This window comes from Brevibacillus choshinensis, from assembly GCF_016811915.1.
In the GTDB taxonomy this organism is placed as follows: Bacteria; Bacillota; Bacilli; order Brevibacillales; family Brevibacillaceae; genus Brevibacillus; species Brevibacillus choshinensis_A.
Genome location: NZ_CP069127.1, coordinates 2,949,683 through 2,967,615 on the forward strand (window position 1 = coordinate 2,949,683; position 17,933 = coordinate 2,967,615).

The 17,933-nt window shown below is 47.5% G+C and carries 15 protein-coding genes; 13 read left to right on the forward strand and 2 right to left on the reverse strand.

The window, feature by feature from the left end; translation table 11 throughout:
* Window positions 1–101: 101 nt before the first annotated feature.
* The gene (locus JNE38_RS14915; RefSeq protein WP_203357260.1) at window positions 102–1,151 is read left to right on the forward strand and encodes a M14 family zinc carboxypeptidase; all 1,050 of its coding nucleotides are present in this window, start codon (window positions 102–104) and stop codon (window positions 1,149–1,151) included.
* 108 nt (window positions 1,152–1,259) lie between these two features.
* Here the strand turns inward: JNE38_RS14915 and JNE38_RS14920 are convergent, their stop codons facing one another.
* Entirely contained in the window at window positions 1,260–2,183 is a 924-nt protein-coding gene (locus JNE38_RS14920; RefSeq protein WP_203357261.1) for a carbon-nitrogen hydrolase family protein, read from the reverse strand.
* A gap of 167 nt (window positions 2,184–2,350) precedes the next feature.
* Here JNE38_RS14920 and JNE38_RS14925 point away from each other — a divergent pair, with 167 nt between their 5' ends.
* A complete protein-coding gene (locus JNE38_RS14925; RefSeq protein ID WP_203357262.1) occupies window positions 2,351–2,767 on the forward strand; it encodes a DUF1259 domain-containing protein in 417 nt (138 codons plus the stop codon).
* Window positions 2,768–2,990: 223 nt separating this feature from the next.
* A complete protein-coding gene (locus JNE38_RS14930; RefSeq protein ID WP_203357263.1) occupies window positions 2,991–4,598 on the forward strand; it encodes a GMC family oxidoreductase in 1,608 nt (535 codons plus the stop codon).
* 150 nt (window positions 4,599–4,748) lie between these two features.
* On the opposite strand, the gene JNE38_RS14935 is transcribed toward JNE38_RS14930, so the two are convergent.
* Window positions 4,749–6,929, reverse strand: coding sequence for a malate synthase G (locus JNE38_RS14935; protein ID WP_203357264.1), 2,181 nt, complete (start codon window positions 6,927–6,929; stop codon window positions 4,749–4,751).
* A gap of 158 nt (window positions 6,930–7,087) precedes the next feature.
* Between JNE38_RS14935 and JNE38_RS14940 the strand changes: the two genes are divergently transcribed.
* The 10 genes from JNE38_RS14940 to JNE38_RS14985 all read left to right on the forward strand — a co-directional run bounded on the left by JNE38_RS14940 (window position 7,088) and on the right by JNE38_RS14985 (window position 17,903).
* The gene (locus JNE38_RS14940) at window positions 7,088–7,990 is read left to right on the forward strand and encodes a LysR family transcriptional regulator (protein WP_203357265.1); all 903 of its coding nucleotides are present in this window, start codon (window positions 7,088–7,090) and stop codon (window positions 7,988–7,990) included.
* 177 nt (window positions 7,991–8,167) lie between these two features.
* The gene (locus tag JNE38_RS14945; protein ID WP_203357266.1) at window positions 8,168–8,851 is read left to right on the forward strand and encodes a GntR family transcriptional regulator; all 684 of its coding nucleotides are present in this window, start codon (window positions 8,168–8,170) and stop codon (window positions 8,849–8,851) included.
* A 65-nt stretch (window positions 8,852–8,916) separates the two neighbouring features.
* Entirely contained in the window at window positions 8,917–10,146 is a 1,230-nt protein-coding gene (locus tag JNE38_RS14950) for an allantoate amidohydrolase (RefSeq protein ID WP_238933670.1), read from the forward strand.
* 139 nt (window positions 10,147–10,285) lie between these two features.
* On the forward strand, window positions 10,286–11,368 hold the full coding sequence (locus JNE38_RS14955) for a sugar phosphate isomerase/epimerase family protein (RefSeq protein ID WP_203357267.1): 1,083 nt from the start codon (window positions 10,286–10,288) through the stop codon (window positions 11,366–11,368).
* Window positions 11,361–12,335 carry a sugar phosphate isomerase/epimerase family protein gene (locus JNE38_RS14960; RefSeq protein WP_203357268.1) on the forward strand — a complete coding sequence of 325 codons (975 nt, stop codon included), beginning with the start codon at window positions 11,361–11,363 and terminating at the stop codon, window positions 12,333–12,335. The genes JNE38_RS14955 and JNE38_RS14960 overlap by 8 nt, the downstream gene beginning before the upstream one ends.
* Window positions 12,336–12,417: 82 nt before the next feature.
* The gene (locus tag JNE38_RS14965; RefSeq protein ID WP_203357269.1) at window positions 12,418–13,944 is read left to right on the forward strand and encodes an ABC transporter substrate-binding protein; all 1,527 of its coding nucleotides are present in this window, start codon (window positions 12,418–12,420) and stop codon (window positions 13,942–13,944) included.
* A 118-nt stretch (window positions 13,945–14,062) separates the two neighbouring features.
* Entirely contained in the window at window positions 14,063–15,001 is a 939-nt protein-coding gene (nikB, locus tag JNE38_RS14970; RefSeq protein WP_203357270.1) for a nickel ABC transporter permease, read from the forward strand.
* 3 nt (window positions 15,002–15,004) lie between these two features.
* Window positions 15,005–15,913, forward strand: coding sequence for an ABC transporter permease (locus JNE38_RS14975; protein WP_238933671.1), 909 nt, complete (start codon window positions 15,005–15,007; stop codon window positions 15,911–15,913).
* A gap of 9 nt (window positions 15,914–15,922) precedes the next feature.
* A complete protein-coding gene (locus tag JNE38_RS14980; protein WP_203357271.1) occupies window positions 15,923–16,939 on the forward strand; it encodes an ABC transporter ATP-binding protein in 1,017 nt (338 codons plus the stop codon).
* Window positions 16,929–17,903 carry an ABC transporter ATP-binding protein gene (locus JNE38_RS14985; RefSeq protein WP_203357272.1) on the forward strand — a complete coding sequence of 325 codons (975 nt, stop codon included), beginning with the start codon at window positions 16,929–16,931 and terminating at the stop codon, window positions 17,901–17,903. Before JNE38_RS14980 ends, JNE38_RS14985 begins: the two co-directional genes overlap by 11 nt.
* The last annotated feature ends 30 nt before the right edge of the window (window positions 17,904–17,933 follow it).

A 17,933-nucleotide genomic window follows, 5' to 3' on the forward strand; every position in this document is an offset into this window, starting at 1 on the left:
TTTTCAGTCAATTAAAAATATTAAAAAAGTACTATAGAAAATCTTGCCAGACAAAATCTATGATTATGTACGAGACGACGACAAACTAGAGGAGGGTGTTTATGAAAAAGCAATTCGCAGCAATTTCTTTAGCAAGTGTACTAGCGGTAAGCGGTGTGTCTATGACTGCAGTCCCGGCGGGAGCTACGGGTGAGGGGCCCAACTACAAGGGCAACGAAACCGTGCAAACGGAAATTCTTCATACATATCAAGAGATGGCAGATTATCTGAAAACACAAGACGAGAAACAAAAAGCCATGCAGCTTGAGGTAATCGGAAAGACCGTGAAGGGGAGAGACATTTATCTCGCAAAATATATAACCGATGAAAAGAACCCGACAGTCCTCTTTCTGACGCAGCAGCATGGCAATGAGCAGCTTACGACAGAAGGCGCACTGGAATTCATCAAGCATCTCGGTACGAATAAAACCAAAGGCGTGTTAGACAAGGTCAACATTTTGATCGTGCCGATGCTGAATGCCGACGGGGCGATGGGTGATGTGGACTTTTCTTTGGATGATTACATCGCAAAAGGACGCCATTTAACACGTTACAATGCCGTAGGAACGGATTTGAACCGCGACCATGTGGCCAAGCTGCAGCCAGAGACGAAGGCGCTTCATGAAAATGTGCTCGGCAAATACAAGATTGATTACATGATTGATTTGCACCACCAAGGAACGCAAAGCGAAATCAATGGGAAGCTCGTGTCTGGCTCCATCCTCTATCCTACGAATGCGAAGGTAGCACCGGAGGTAGTGGAAAAGTCGAAGCGACTCGGTGCAATCGTATATGGTGCAGTGGACTCGACAGGATGGGGCCTGATCGGGAAATACAATGGCGGCTCCGAGTTAACAATCGGTCGCAACGGAATCGCCAACGAGTATGGGATTGCCACGCTGCTCTTTGAAATGCGGGGAATGTCTGATCATTCGTCGGAATCGGCTATCCTGGGTCAAAAAAGCAATGGCTACTTGATCAAGCAAACCATCACCACGCTGGATGCGACAGTAAGGGCAATTGCAGATGGCTCGATTGAAACAGTGGATGCGAGCTTCTGGGATACGCTGCCCCAGCAAACTAGCAGAAGCAACGGGGAAGAAGGCGAATAAAGAAAAGAACACCGTTCTCTATAAGGACGGTGTTCTTTCCCTTTTTGATACGCTTACGCATTTGTCTGATAGGTTCCATTTTGTCCTTGGCTGTTGAGGCGAAGCCATTTATTGCTTTTCCTCATTCACAATTAATTGAAACACATCTTTTCGGCTGTAGTGTCCCACCACATCAAAGTCAAAATGCCCACGTGCGATATCATCTAAATCTAAAGTCGCATACAAAATTTCTTCTTTTCCAAACACAGGCTCTACTAAAAATTGTCCAAGCGGATTTACGATGCAGCTTCCACCGCGCGTGATTTCATGAGGCATTTTTTGCATTTCCTCTGTATTTAGTAAATCTTCTTCATACATATCCTTCGTACTGTATTGATTGCAAGATAAAACAAAGCAACGTCCCTCAATCGCAATATGCTGCATCGAAGAGAACCAAGTATCTCGTGAATCAGCAGTAGGAGCAATATAAATCTGAATCCCTTTTTCATACATGGCAGCTCGTGCTAGAGGCATATCGTTTTCCCAACAAATCAGGGAACCCATTCTACCATATGGCGTATCGAATACAGGGAGCGTACTGCCATCCCCTTCACCCCAAATGAGACGCTCGCTTCCAGTCGGTTTTAGTTTTCGATGCTTACCCAGCAGCTTTCCATCGGGCCCAAAGAATATGGCTGTGCAATAGAGTGTGCCTCCGCTCGATTCTTGATCCCGTTCAATGACCCCGATCACCGTATAAGCGCCAGCTTTTTTCACGGCTTCGCCCAGTTGGTCGGTTTCTGGTCCGGGTACGGTGATGGCATTTTTTGCGTAACGTAAAAATTCATCTCGCCCCCTGTCAGAACGGTTTCCTACGACTGCCCCAAAGCTCATCCCCCGTGGATACGCAGGGATATACGCTTCTGGAAAAACAATGATCTTGGCACCTTGTTTTCCGGCTTCTTGGATGAAGTCAATTGCCTTATTGATGCATTTTTCTTTATTCATTACGATCGAACCAGCCTGAACGACAGCAACTTTACAAGTAGTCATATGATTCCCTCCTTTTCCCAAAATGGTAACAGAGATGATATCGAATGTGAAAGATGTGATAGGAGGGAAAAGTCCATTTTTAAAAAATAGTGTAACTATACTGGGGAATGTGTACAATCCCTCCGATTGCTTGGACCATAGAATATGGTAAAAGGAGGAGGATGCGTATGGCACAAGTCAATGTCAGCAAACGTTTCAGAGTGCTTTGCAACCAGTTTTCTAGGATTTTAGGTGGGGAGCATGAAATCGACCCCGGTCCGGTATGCTTTGTCAGCCGAGCCAGGAGGTTAAACGCTTCGATTTTGGGAAGAAAGACGACATCGCCGCTGGTACGGTACCAACTGTTTTCGTTTGAAAGGCTGGATAGCACGGGGCGTGCTCTCTGCCTGGGTGAAACCGCCTGTTTTCAAAATCAAGCCAATCGATTGATTTCCAACCTGCGCAGGGAAGGCATCAAAGTGACTGCACTGCATAACCACTGGCTGTTTGACAACCCCCGCTTAATGTATATTCACTGGGAATCCATTGACAATCCAATCGCTTTTGCTAGAAAGTCAAAACGAGCGATTGCCTTCTTGGGTTAAGCGAAAATGAAAGGCTGCTGCATCCGTAGATTTCGTACGGAAGCGCAGCCTTTTTTCTTGCAGCAAACGAGGGAGCTCCCTTGCATCCAATCAGACCACGTAGATTGGTCGGAGCATTCACCATCGAGACGATGGAATAATACCCTACATTAACCCAATTTCTTTATGCGAAGTGTGTCTCTGAGTGAGTGGGATCCAAACTAGTCTTGTAGGGGAGTATCTAATGAGTGAGCATAAACAGAAGGATGAGAAATTCATTTTTGATTACATTGTCGTAGGCACCGGTCCTGCAGGTTCTGTTCTTGCAAAGAAACTTACGGATGATAAAAAAACATCCGTTCTCGTATTGGAAGCAGGAGAAAATAACGATAAGGACACGCCAATTAGCGACTCTACGTTTGCATTAGAGCTAGAGGAGCTTTATCTTCCTCAATATTTTTGGCAGGGGGAAGGAATTCCGCAGGAAGAAGTAAATGAACGAAGTTTTGAATGGACGACCGGACGATTATTGGGTGGAGGCACTTCCATTAACACACAGCAGTATGTAAGGCCAACATCAGCAGTTTTTCGGGAATGGGAAAAGCTGCTGGGACCTCTTTGGTCACCCAAGAACGCAATCAGCAGTTTCCGAAAAATGGAAAAGTACAACGGGAAGACAAACAACAAAAATGCACATGGCTATCATGGAAGAATCGACATTCGGCAAGCACCGGAAAATCCAACACACATGTCAAAAAAGCTAGTGTCAGCCATCGAAAGGGCAACTGGATTTCCAAAAATTCTCGATTACAATGACCCGAAAACTCCCCTGGGACCCTTTTTGCGCTGGCAATTATTTCAGCAGCCCAACGGACGGCGAGAAAGTGCTTCCACCGCCTTTCTATCATCAGATATCATGACTCCTGCCGGTCAAGGAGTGAATGGTCGAAAGCTTCGGGTTTTCTTTCAATCAACAGCTCTGCGCGTCTTGTTCAAGAATAAGAGAGCGATTGGCGTAGAGTTTCTCAATGAGGGTAAATGTGTGCGAGCCTACACGCGGAAAAAAGTGATCATTTCTGCAGGTATCAATAGTTCTCAGCTTTTAATGCTTTCTGGAATAGGTCCCGCCACAATGCTGAAGGAAGCGGGAATCCCTGTTGTTTTCGCCAACCCTAATGTAGGAAAAAGCCTTCGAAATCACACGCTCAACTTTGCCGAGTTTAGCGCCAATCCGAATGACAATCCATTACCTGAAAACGATCCAAATGCACTTTTTACAGGCGGGGCTTTCTTGCCGGATCCCACACCAGGCTCAAACAAAACTCGTCGTGCAGTGCAACTGATCGGTATCGGCTCAAAAGGGAAACTGACGATCGCTATCCTTTTCCTAAAACCGAAAAGCCGCGGTTCCATCCAAATCCAAAGCAAGGATCCGTTGAAAATTGTGCTGGCTGATGAAGGATATCTCACGAATCCGGCAGATCTAGAAGCAGTTAAAAACTGTTATAAGGTATATATCAAGAAGATAGCTGCACAGCTAGCTTCGATAGACCGATCTTACAAGCTTCTTTCACCGACACTGGACATCATCAACAATAATCGCAAGCTGGAAGAGTTTATCAAAGATAATTTTGACCATAATCATCATGAACAAGGTGCGCTTCGCATGGCGCCTCTGAGCAAGGGCGGAGTGGTGGATAGCCAAGGTCAAGTCCATGGGGTAAAAGACCTAATTGTTGCGGATGATTCGATTATTCCATTCACAGTGGATGGAAACACGTCTGCACCAGCCTACCTTATCGGACATACAATTGCACAACAGCTCTTGAAACAAAACTCGAAAAAGAAATAGGTAGGTGGGAAATCAAAGACAAAGCAGCCATTTTCCACCCATTTTGGAAAAGGAGCATGGCCGTTTCGGAAAAGTCGATCATGCAAACCAGCGACAAAAAACCAACGTGGATGCGGGCACTCGCAAACACGTTGGTTTTTTTGTCACAGGTTACACTTTGCTTGCGATCTTTGCTTTAAACTCCAAGCGCTTGCGGTGCAGGATCGGATCGGTGTATCCGTTTGGCTGCTCGCAGCCTTTCACGACCAGCTCTACCGCTGCCTGGAAGGCGACAGAGTTGTCATAGTCATCAGCCATGGGCCTATACGCCAGGTCTTCGGCGTTTTGCTGATCCACGACTTTAGCCATGTTTTTCATCGTGGTGATTACCTGTTCTTCACTGACCACGCCATGGCGCAGCCAGTTGGCGATATGCTGGCTGGAGATCCGCAGGGTAGCGAGGTCTTCCATCAGCCCGATGTTGCTAATGTCCGGCACTTTGGAGCATCCGATGCCTTGTTCTACCCAACGCACCACATAACCGAGAATACCTTGGATGTTATTGTTCAATTCCTGTTGGACTTCCTCCTGCGTCCACTGAGGGTTGGATGCCACAGGGATGTCCAAGATGTCATCTCGGTAATCGCGAATGGCCTCTTTCAATTTGTTTTGCACTTCGTTGACGTCGATTTGATGATAGTGCAGGGCGTGAAGGGTAGCTGCTGTCGGTGAAGGAACCCACGCAGTATTACCTCCGGCCATCAGATGGCCGCTTTTTTGCTTCAGCATTTCCTTCATCAGATCAGGCATGGCCCACATGCCTTTTCCGATTTGGGCGCGGCCTTGTAGTCCGCAAGCAAGCCCGATGCTTACATTCGACTTTTCGTAGCTTTGCAGCCAGTGTGTGGTCTTCATTTCATTCTTGCGGATCATTGGTCCAGCTTCCATGGAAGTGTGGATTTCGTCACCTGTCCGATCAAGGAATCCGGTGTTGATAAATACGATCCGTTTTCTCACTTGGTAGAGGCAAGCTTTTAAATTAAGGGAAGTGCGGCGCTCCTCATCCATGACACCGATCTTAATCTGGTGACGCGAAAGTCCCAGCAAGTCTTCCACCCGGTTAAACAGTTCGTTGGCAAAAGCCACTTCTTCGGAACCGTGCATTTTCGGCTTGACGATGTATACAGAGCGTTTGGCGGAGTTGACAAAGCGACCGTTGCCCAGCAGATCGTGCATGGCGATCAGACTGGTTACGACAGCATCCATGATTCCTTCCGGCACTTCCTGACCCTCTTTATCCAAGATGGCACCGTTGGTCATCAGATGACCGACGTTTCGAATCAGGAGCAGAGAGCGGCCGGGCAGGGTAAATGCCTCTCCTGTAGGTGAAATGTACGAGCGGTCGGGCTGCAAGGTTCTGGTTATCGTCTTCGAGCCCTTTTGGAACGTAGCCGACAAGTCGCCTTTCATCAGACCCAGCCAATTGCGGTATACAAGCACCTTGTCTTCTGCATCAACGGCAGCGACAGAGTCTTCGCAGTCCTCAATGGTAGTCAGAGCCGATTCCATCAGGATGTCTTTTACTCCAGCGGGATCCGTCTTTCCGATCGGATGGGCGCGGTCGATTTGGATTTCAAAGTGCAGCCCGTGATGTTTCAGGAGGACAGCGGAAGGGTTCGCAGGATCACCTGAATAACCCGCGAGTCGGGAAGCATCGGCCAAGGTTGTCGTTTGCCCGCTGCAAAGTTCAACGGAGAGCTGCCCATCGACAATGGAATACCGGACGGCTTCTGTATGGGATGCCCCTTGCAACGATGCGGATTGGTCGAGGAACTGTTTGGCAAAGGCGATGACTCTCTCGCCGCGCACCGGGTTGTAAGAGCTGCCGCGCTCGGCACCGCCATCCTCCTCGATCGCATCTGTGCCGTACAGTGCGTCGTAAAGGCTTCCCCAGCGAGCGTTTGCAGCGTTGATCGCATAACGGGCGTTGTTTACAGGAACGACGAGCTGCGGACCGGCCTGAAGAGTGATGGTATCGTCAATCCCCGTTGTATCTATTTCGAAATCCTCTACATCCGGCTCTAAATAGCCAATATTCTGTAAAAACGCCTTGTACTCTGGAAAGGAAAACGAGTCCTTATGTTCCTGGTGCCAGCTGTCGATTTGCTGCTGCAGGTGGTCGCGCTTTGCAAGCTGTGCCTGGTTTTGTGGTGTCAAGTCGTGAATCAATTTGTCAAAGCCGGACCAGAACTGTTCGGTGGATACGCCGGTGCCAGGCAATGCTTCGTTTTGGATGAATGCATGCAGAATGCTGGAAACACGCAGGTTTCCGACTTCGATGTATCGTTCCATCTATGATCTCCTCCTTTTTCTAGCACAAATGAAAATTCACTGTGCTGGGGGCCATGCAACTGACTTGTATGTATTGTACAATAATGATCATTATGGTAAAAATAAATATTCAGAAAAATCTTTATGCATTTTAGTTATAAAGAGTGGGAGGAATGCACATGGATATTCGACATCTGGCGTATTTTTCTGAGGTGGCCAAGCATTTGAGCTTTTCCAAAGCAGCTGCAGCTTTGTACGTATCACAGCCTTCCATCAGCAAGGCGATCAAAAGTTTGGAGGTTGATCTGGGTGTCCCGCTGTTTTATCGCTCGACGAAACAGCTGGAGCTTACGGACGCAGGTAGAGCAGTGTTGACGAACGCCAAATACGTCCTGGAATCGTTTCACAACCTTACTTCGGAGTTACATGACGTGATGGAAATCAAAAAGGGCGAAATTCGGATCGGCATTCCTCCCATCGTAGGAGCGGCCTTTTATTCTAAGCTCATCATCCAGTTCAAAGAGATGTACCCCGATATTGATATTCGCTTGACCGAAGTAGGCACAAAAATGATCAAACAGGGAATCGATGAGGGTTCACTCGATGTTGGATTGGTCTGCAGTTATCCTCTGCAGAACGACGGTTTTGAAGCGATGAAATTATTGAAGGATCCGCTGATGCTCGTGGTTCACAAAGATAACAGGCTGGCTGCCCTACCGTATATCCGGATATCGGAAATCGTAGGCGAACCACTCATCTTGTATCGGAAGGATTTTTCACTGCACGATCGCATCTTGGAAGAATACGCCAAACAGGGCTTTTCTCCAAAAATCGTCTGTGAAAGTTCCCAAAAAGACTTTCTGATCGAACTGGTGGAGGCGAAACTGGGGGTTACCTTTTTGCCGAGTAAAATTTGCAGCGAGCTTGCCCATCCCGCGGTTGTAGCACGTCCTTTGCATGATGCGGACATTTCCCTGGAGCTGGGATTGATCTGGAAGAGCGGGAAGTACACGCCGTTCTGCGTGCGCAAGTTTCTTGAAATGACACAGCAGATGCTCTTGCAACCCGGCACAGGCGAATGAATGGTGATGCTGGTCCGAACTGCTTCGATGAGTGGAGTGGTCAGGTCAAGCTGTAAGGGGGAAGAGGTATACGACTCAGCCTCCTTTTTTAGAACAAATATTCAAAATATTTAAATATTGACTGAATGCAAGACACGCTGATACATTAGAAATATATCGCTGGCATATGATTGAGATATGAGTGTTGAACCCTTAGGAGTGATTCCCATTTTAGAAGATAAGCAAAAATCAAGAGCAGAAAGCGTGTATCAGCATTTAAAGCAAAAAATCATCTACGACGAACTCACTCCAGGAACGTTCCTCCGCGAAGGTGAATTGGCTGCTGAGCTTATGGTCAGCAAAACCCCTGTAAGGGAGGCTTTAAATGGTTTGAAGTTTGAAGGATTGGTAGATGTCATTCCCTATAAAGGATACATCGTGTCGCAATTTTCCTTTCAAGAACTAAAAGACTTGTTTGAGCTCCGGATCATATTGGAAAAAGCCTGCGTAGAGTTGGCCATTCAGAACATAACAAAAAACCAGCTCGAGCGGTTTAAGGAGCTGGCACGTCGGGAATTCGATGTGGATTCAGTCGAGGCCAGGAAAGAATTTATGAAGGTAAACATCGGTTTTCATTCATATCTGGGGGAAGTCAGCGGCAATAAGCAATTGGCAACCCTACTCGAAAGCACCATCCAGAAATTGCAGCGCGGTTTATTTCAGGCCTTAAAGGAATCAAGCCTAAAAACAATGGTAGAGGAGCACTTGCAAATCGTGGAAGCCATTGAAATGAAGAATGAAAGTGTAGCCAAGAGCATCGTTACCAAGCATGCGCGAGATTCTCACCTCAATATTCTCTCCATAAACAAAATCCTTTCCTAAAAAATCAATGTTTCTCCATCTAAAACAATCCTGATTCCTATGGAGGTGAGGAAGGATTGGAAACCTTGCCAACACGTATGAATGCAGAAAGAATGATTGATCGTATCGAGAAATTGGCCCAGTGCAGCCGATCAGTGAGAGGGGTGACCCGTCTAGCGTTCACAAAAGAAAGCGAACAGGCCAACCATCTAGTTGACGGCTGGATGAAAGAAGCAGGAATGAAGGTCCGACGGGATGCTCTGAATAATATCATCGGAAGATATGAGGGAATGGACCCGGATGCTCCTGTGCTCCTGATCGGATCGCATCTGGACTCTGTCGCCGAAGCCGGAAAATATGATGGGATCCTAGGGGTGATCGCAGGGATCGAAGTCGTACATGCGATGCATGAGAACGGGATCGTCACGAAAAACCCTATTGAAGTGATCGGTTTCTGCGATGAGGAAGGAACTCGTTTTCATACTACGCTGCTCGGGAGCAGGGCGATTGTTGGGTCTTTGAGTGAAGAAGATTTAGAGGCTCGAGATCACGAAGGTGTAACAGTAGCAGAAGCGATGCAGGCGATTGGAATGAATCCCGATCAATACGGGCGGGCAGCTCGTGATCCGCAATCGATCCTTGGGTATTTGGAACTGCATATTGAACAAGGACCGGTTCTGTGGGAAAAAGGTCAATCCTGCGGAGCAGTAGCCGGAATAGCTGGACAATCGCGTTTTGAATTCAAGGTAGAAGGTCAAGCTGGTCACGCCGGGACCGTTCCACTAAGCATGAGAAGAGATGCCTTGGTTGGAGCGGCAGAGATGATTCAAGCTGTCGAGAGGATTGCCTTGGAGTATGAATCCGTAGTTGCCACTGTGGGGAAGCTGGCTGTCCTTCCAGGAGCGAGCAATGTCATTCCCGGTGTGGTAGAGGGGACGCTGGACGTTCGCAGTCTCCATGATGAAACGAAGAGAAATGCCTTATTGGCAATAATCGAGGAATTCCACCGTATCGCTCATCGCCGTGGATTGGTCTGTCACATCCGGCGTGTAATGGACTCTCCCGCAGTAGTATGCACTTCGCAATATGTTCAGACGATTGAAACGGTTTTGGCGCAGCGAGGAATGAAGCCATTGCGCCTGGTTAGCGGAGCGGGGCATGACGCTATGGCATTAGCCTTGATTACGGATATCGGCATGATTTTTGTAAGGTGCAAAGAAGGTGTGAGCCATCATCCGGATGAATATGCTTCGCCCGAGGACATTCTGGAGAGTGCAACGGTCCTCATGAATGTAGCGCTTCGATTGACCACATAAAATCGACTTCAATGCCTCATGCAATCGTTTCAGCGTGTAAGGGAGCAGCATTCAACACTGGTTCATTTAGATCCTTGGGGTATAAAAATGTCTGAATAATCAAAATACAATATGTGAAAATGGAAAGGAAGATATAACCATGCGAATTGGAATTGATGGTAGAAAAATACCAGAGGCGAAGTTGAGAGGACCGATAGGCACACTTGAACACGCCAAAAGTCTAGGAATGGAAGGAGTGTTTTTCCGAACCATCCTGGATGTAAGCCCGACACTGGACAGATCGGTGATCCGTGAAATCCGTCAGCGTGCCGATGAGCTCGGGCTCTATCTGGAAGCAGGTTTAACGAAAGTGAATCCTTATGCTCTTCCTGAAACTCCAGAAGTGAGGCAAATCGGTGATGGGGATACGCTGCTCGGTTTCCGGAGAATGATGGAGGCATGCGCAGAATTCGATATTCGGGAGCTTTGGATTTCGACGGCAGGTATAAAACCGAACTACAGAGGACGATTCATGACTGACCGCTTTCGAACAGACGTTTCCTGGGAAGACCAGCTTGAGGCGACACGGCGATTCATGCTGAAGCTTAGGCCCATAGCTTTGGACCTCGGGATTCATCTAAATCTGGAAACACACGAAGAGATTACAACGTTTGAAATTCTCCGCCTGATCGAATCGGTTGGCGAGGATGTGGTAGGGATCGTCTTTGATACGGGAAACATCCTCATTCGCGGGGAGCATCCTGTCTACGCAGCTAAACGTATTGCTCCGTACGTACGTCAAACGCACCTAAAGGATGGGTACGTTGAACTTATCGATGATGGTGCCTACTACCAGTCACGCATGTGCGGATCAGGTCTGGTTGATTTTTTTGCAATATTCTCCGAACTGAACAAATATCGCCCTGATCTTAACGTAACCATTGAATGTGATACTCCACGTTTAGGAGCGCTCAAAGGTGAGCCGCATTTTCTCGAGCTTTATAACCCAGAATGGATCGCAGGACATCCTGATCTTTCACGAGAAGAGTTTTCCGCGTATTTTGAACTCGTTCGTGACTTCACGGAACGCATTCGCAAGGGGGAGATCAAGTCCTGGCAGCAGCATAATGCGGAGTGTTTTGAGTACCCCGAAGCCATTCAGTGTATCGAGTCGTCCAGACAGCACATTGAAAAAATCTGCCAGGAGATTGGTATCACGAGGGGAGAAAAGGCCAATGCTTGAGAAGTTGCCTACAAGAGTTGGTATTTTCGCGAAAGATCTGTGCGGTTCGTCATTTGATGTACGGGATTCGATTCTGCAGGCGCGGCAGCATGGAATGAAAGGTACTTTCATTGGAACTGCCATCAAGGCGAGCTCGACATTGGATCAGGGGGAATTGGAAGATATCCGGAAACTCGCACAGGAGTCAGGGATCACACTTGGACTCGGAATCGGGATGCTTAATCCCTATCGTCCAGAACGATCCTCGGAAGCATTGGAAGTCGGAAACGGAGATCTTGCAAAAGGTTTGCTAACGTTGACAGAGGCAGCTCTTGCGCTTGGTCAACCCAATGTGATGCTAGTGGTTGGCAAGGAAGAAGACCGCTTTAATCGTTCGGTTACCTGGTCAGTTCAATTGGAAGAGGTATCCTATTTCTTGAAACGATTGGAACCGGACCTCCGTTCGCTTGGGGCACGCGTGCTCATCAAGACTCACGAGGAAATCACGTCTTGGGAGGTTCGACGATTACTAGAGGTACTCGATCCTGATCTTTTCGGTGCTGCATTCGATCCCGTGAATCTGATCGTACGCATGGAGGATCCGATTGCTGCAGCGGATCGTCTCGCGGGTCGCATTGGGCAAGTTCATGTCGACGATGCGCGTCTCTTGTGGAGCGGACGGGGCTACTCCCGTTTACTCTGCCCAGTGGGTGAGGGCTGCATCGACTGGACTGGACTGATAAGCAGAATTAGCGCAAGTGATCCGGATGCCTGGTACTGGGGAGAGATCCATCGCGCAGAACTTGATGTACCGTTCCGAAACGAAGGTTGGTTTGATTTTCATCCAGATATCGAAATCTCGGAACTGGCAGCGTGGATCTCGAAAGGAAGACCGCTGACTGGGGCTCCGCTTTCACTGGTGGGAGATATAGAGGAGCGAGTAAGAGAAGTTGCCTCATTTCTTGCGCGACAAGTGATTTATGGCTAAGGTTGTTCGTTGATAGGCCATTCTATACCTTTTTAGGCGATTAATGAACAGAACATTCTGAATACAAAGGGATGATGTGAGAATGGTGAGGAAAATCCCTCTTTACTTACTTATTGTTTTGCTGATTGGCAGTGTGATTGCCGGCTGCTCAAGCGAAACTGCAAACCGTGGTAGTGGTGCTGCAAAAGATACCCTGATTGTTGGGGTTCCCGATGCGGCGGTTTATATGGACCCTCAGATCCAGGCCTCCGTTGCTTCCTACCGCGTGACCACGCAAATTTTTGATAGGCTTGTAGCGCTGGACAGCAATATGAAGCTGGTACCCGCACTTGCAGAATCTTGGGACGTAGAAAATGAAACGACTACCGTTTTCCATCTTCGCAAGGGAGTCAAGTTTCACAATGGGGAAGAAATGAAAGCGGAAGATGTGAAATATAGCCTCGAAAGAACGATTGCAAGCGATGGCGTAAATTACAACTACCTCATTATCAGCGACATCATGATTGTTGATGATTACACCGTGAAGATTGTGACTTCAAAACCTTTTAATGCGCTCTTGTATAGGCTAACACTTGATGCCGCAGCCATCCTTAGCAAAAAGGCAGCTACCAGTGGCGAAGATTTCAATGCTCATCCCGTTGGCGCAGGTCCTTATAAATTCGTTTCTTGGGAGCTTGGCGGCGATGTTGTTCTGGAAGCCTTTCCTGATTACTACAGAGGCGAACCCAAAATCAAGAAATTGATATTCAGGCAGATTCCTGAAGCGCTCAACAGATCCGTTGGTCTTGAAACAGGGGAAATCGACTTGGCTTATGATTTGGCCATTACTGATTTAGATAAGGTAAAGGGCAACAAAAACCTAGCGCTGGAGGAAGTCACCAGTACAACCGAATGGTATCTGGGATTCAATACCAAAAAACCTATCCTTGATGATGTCCGTGTAAGGCAAGCGATCGCTTATGCTCTGAACACGAAGGACATGATTGATATTGTTTTTAATGGTGTAGCGACCCCCTCCCACAACACGATGATTCCACCAGACGTTTTCGGCTATGCGCCTGATACCGTGACCTATGATTTCAATATAGAGAAGGCGAAAAGTCTGCTGGCAGAGGCCGGGCACCCAAATGGCTTCAAGACGACACTGTGGGTTCCTGATAGCCAAGTGCCGAGAGATGCGGCAGTCGTCATTCAAGGGCAGCTGAGTGCCATTGGCATTCAAGTGGAAGTCAAGACCATGGAGCAGGGAAAATATTATTCTGCTACAGGAAAGGGCGAACATGACCTGTTCTTCATGTCAAAAACATCGATTGATCCTGACAGTATGCTGAGGGCTGTGTACCACACGCAAGCATTTGGGCTTTCGGGCAATCGCTCGTTCTGGGCGACGAAAGAAGTGGATGAAAAATTAGACCGGGCCAGTGTGACGACGGATTCCAACGAGGCTAAGCAGCTTTATGCAGACGTTCAGAAAATAGTAGCGGACCAGCTTCCTCTTATCCCAATAGGAATTGAGCATCTAAATGCCGGCATGCAGTCAACGGTCAAGGGCTTTGGCTTATACCCAGGAAAAACGCATTCCATCTACGGGACGTATTTTGAAGAGTAAATACGAGAATTGGATCTTCGTATCATGCCGATACCCTTCGGCATGATACGAAAAAACTGACTGTCTGGCAAAAGCCGATTTTTTGAGGAGAATCCAGTCGGAAAGTGGAGGTTGTCAGATGTATAAATTTATTCTTCGAAGGCTAGCCATGCTGGTGCCTGTATTATTGGGGGTAAGCTTAATCGTTTTTACGATCATGGATCTTACTCCTGGTGATCCAGTGGAAATGTATTTAGGGGATAACTACACACCAGAGGCGCATGCTGCCATGACGCAGGAACTTGGTCTCGACCGACCATTCTTTGTTCGGTATATCCACTACATTGGCAATGTGGTTCAAGGAGACTTTGGCATCTCGTATTCAACGAAACAGCCCGTATCCGCAGAAATTGAAGCAAGGTTTCCGAGTACCATCATTCTTGCCATCTCTGCGCTCATTTTTGCCATTGCGTTAGGGATTCCGCTGGGGACCATTTCTGCCGCAAAGCAATACTCCGCCATTGATTCGGTCTCGATGTTTGCCGCTTTAATAGGCGTTTCCATGCCGAACTTTTGGCTAGGGCTCATGCTCATTCTCATCCTTGCTGCCAATTTAGGGTGGTTTCCTTCGGCAAACTTCGATGGGTTCAAATCGTTAGTCCTTCCTGCCATTACTTTGAGTGCCAGCTCACTCGCAATCATTACAAGAATGACTCGGTCTTCCATGCTGGAAACCATTCGTCAGGATTACATCCGAACAGCACGAGCCAAAGGAGTCAAGGAGTTTAAAGTCATTATCAAACATGCGCTCCGGAATGCCATGATCCCCATTATTACGGTATCGGGATTGCAGTTTGGCTTTGCAATTGGCGGGGCTGTGCTGGTAGAAACGGTATTTTCCTGGCCTGGAATTGGCAGGCTTCTCGTTGAAACGATCAAATTAAAAGATACGCCTGTTGTGCTTGCGATTGTCCTCGTCATGGCAACCATGTTCACAATTATTAATCTTGTCACCGATATCCTATACGCCTATTTTGATCCGCGTATAAGGGCACAGTACAAGATGAAGAAGGTGTAGCGGATGAATACAACAACGATGCCGAGAAACAATGAAAAAGCGGAAATCCTAGTGAGAAAGAAAAAGAAATCCCAGTGGGTCGCGATTTGGAAACGATTAAAGAAGAATAAAATGGCCCTTGCAGGCTTAATCATATTAGCGATTATCAGCCTGTTGGCAACTTTTGCAAACGTCTTATTCGATTATAACTCCGTAGCCATTCAACAAAGCGCTGCATTGCGCTTGAAACCGCCTTCTTTCAGCCATTGGCTGGGGACCGATGAACTAGGCAGAGATATTCTTGCGAGAATCGTTCATGGAGCGAGAGTCTCACTCCCGATCTCGTTTGCGACCATCCTTATTGCAGCGGTAGCAGGTGGTGTGCTAGGGGCAATTGCCGGATATGGAAGTAAAACAGTCGACAACACGATCATGCGGATTATGGATATCTTTCTTGCCATCCCTAGCATTTTGTTATCCATCGCCATTGTATCTGCTCTGGGCCCTAGCATGACCAACCTGTTGATTGCCATTAGCATCTCGAATATTCCTCCCTTCGCTAGAATTGTAAGGGCATCTGTGATGTCCATACGCAACGAAGAGTATGTGGAAGCGGCCAGGGCGATTGGCGCCAGTGATATCCGCATTATCTTTCGTCACATCATACCCAATTCGATGGCTCCTGTAATCGTCCAAGCAACTTTGTGTATCGCAGGTTCGATCTTATCGATTGCCAGCTTGAGCTTCATCGGTCTCGGTATTCAGCCTCCTGCACCTGAATGGGGCGCCATGCTCAGCGGCGGTCGGCAGTATATACGTTATGCATGGTGGGTTTGCGCTTTCCCGGGTGTAGCGATTATGTTAACCATTCTTTCTCTCAATTTGCTTGGGGATGGATTGCGTGATGCATTGGACCCTAAGCTGAAGAACTAGGAGGCCGCTATGACTGGTAGACAGCTGCTCGAAATCAGGAATCTTACTGTGGAGTACAGGACGGATGATGAAATCGTCCATGCCGTTAACTCCCTTGATCTAACCCTGCATTCTGGAGAAAGTCTTGGTCTGGTAGGGGAGACAGGTGCCGGGAAAACTACAACAGCTCTCAGCATTTTGCAGCTTGTTGCGAACCCACCTGGCAAGATCACGAACGGTGAAATTTTATATGAAGGCGAAGATCTGCTAAAAGCAAAAACGGATACGCTGCGTCATATCCGAGGCAATAAAATATCCATGATATTTCAAGATCCGATGACGAGTCTAAATCCGGTTTATTCCGTCGGCGACCAAATTGCGGAAGTGATTCATCTCCATGAGTCATGCAGCAAAGCCGAGGCACAGCAAAAAGCTGCCGAGATGCTGGAAATGGTCGGGATTCCGAAAGATCGTTATGATGAGTTTCCCCATCAGTTTTCTGGAGGGATGAAGCAGCGCGTTGTGATCGCTATGAGCATTGCATGTTCACCCAATCTAATCTTGGCGGATGAACCAACCACAGCGCTTGATGTGACGATTCAAGCTCAGGTGCTGGAATTGATGAATGATTTGAAAGAGAAATTCAACACCTCTCTCCTTCTCATCACACATGACCTTGGTGTGGTTGCGCAGGTGTGTGACAGGGTCGCCATCATGTATGCGGGTGAGATTGTGGAAACAGGGACGATCGAGGAGATTTTTGAACATCCGCATCACCCGTATACGATTGGCCTGTTTAAATCCATTCCTACCCTGGATGAAAAAGTGGATAAGTTAAAACCGATAACAGGACAAATGCCGGATCCTACCAACTTGCCATCAGGCTGTTCCTTCCATCCGCGCTGCCCGCATATGAACGAGCTTTGTTCGAGTATCAAACCAGCGATGACGAATGTGGCAGGCACGCATTTCGTGAAATGCTTGATCCACGAGGGCAAGTTTGAATCACCTGCGCTTCGGGAGGAGGTAGTCAATCATGGCAGATAATATTTTGGAGGTTCGGAATCTTAAAAAGCATTTCAAATCGAAGACGGGAACTCTGCATGCAGTCGATGGTGTCTCATTCAGTGTAGGGCGCGGGGAAACATTGGGGCTTGTAGGTGAATCCGGCTGTGGAAAGTCAACCATAGGCCGCTTAATACTCGGGCTGCATCAGGCGACAAGCGGAGAGATTCTTTTCAACGGGCAAGATATCTGCAAAATGAACAAAGCGCAGATTCATGACTTGCGCAAAGATCTTCAAATCATCTTTCAGGATCCTTTTTCCTCTCTGAATCCGAGGATGTCCATTGGTGAAATTATTGGAGAGCCGCTTCTCATCCATAAAAAGGTAAAGCATCGTGCAGATCTTGAAGCGGAAGTCAGACGCTTGATGGATGTTGTGGGATTGAGTGAAAGGCTTGTCAATTCCTATCCCCATGAGCTCGATGGGGGACGTAGGCAGCGCGTCGGGATCGCAAGGGCACTATCCTTGACCCCCCAGTTTATTGTTTGTGATGAACCGGTCTCTTCCTTGGATGTTTCTATCCAAGCGCAGGTGCTGAATTTGCTAAAGGATCTGCAGGCAGAATATGGTCTGACTTATCTATTCATCACTCATGACTTGTCCGTCGTAAAATATTTTTCTGATAAGATAGCGGTCATGTATCTCGGTCAACTGATTGAAATCGCAGAATCCGATGAGCTGTTTAAAAAAACGATCCATCCCTATTCGCAAGCATTGCTTTCTGCCATACCGGTCCCAAACATACGTCAGAAGATGGAGCGCGTAAAGCTCTTTGGTGAGCTGACCAGTCCCATTGATCCAGTGCCTGGTTGTCGGTTTGCAAAACGCTGTTTGTACAATCAGGCAAAATGTGTCGGACAGGATCCGGAGCTCATTGATTTTGGAAATAGTCATTTCTGTGCATGCTGCAGAGCTGAAGAGTTACTCCACGCAACCCGTTTCTGAATTTTTCGTTAAGAATGAGGATTGAGAGGG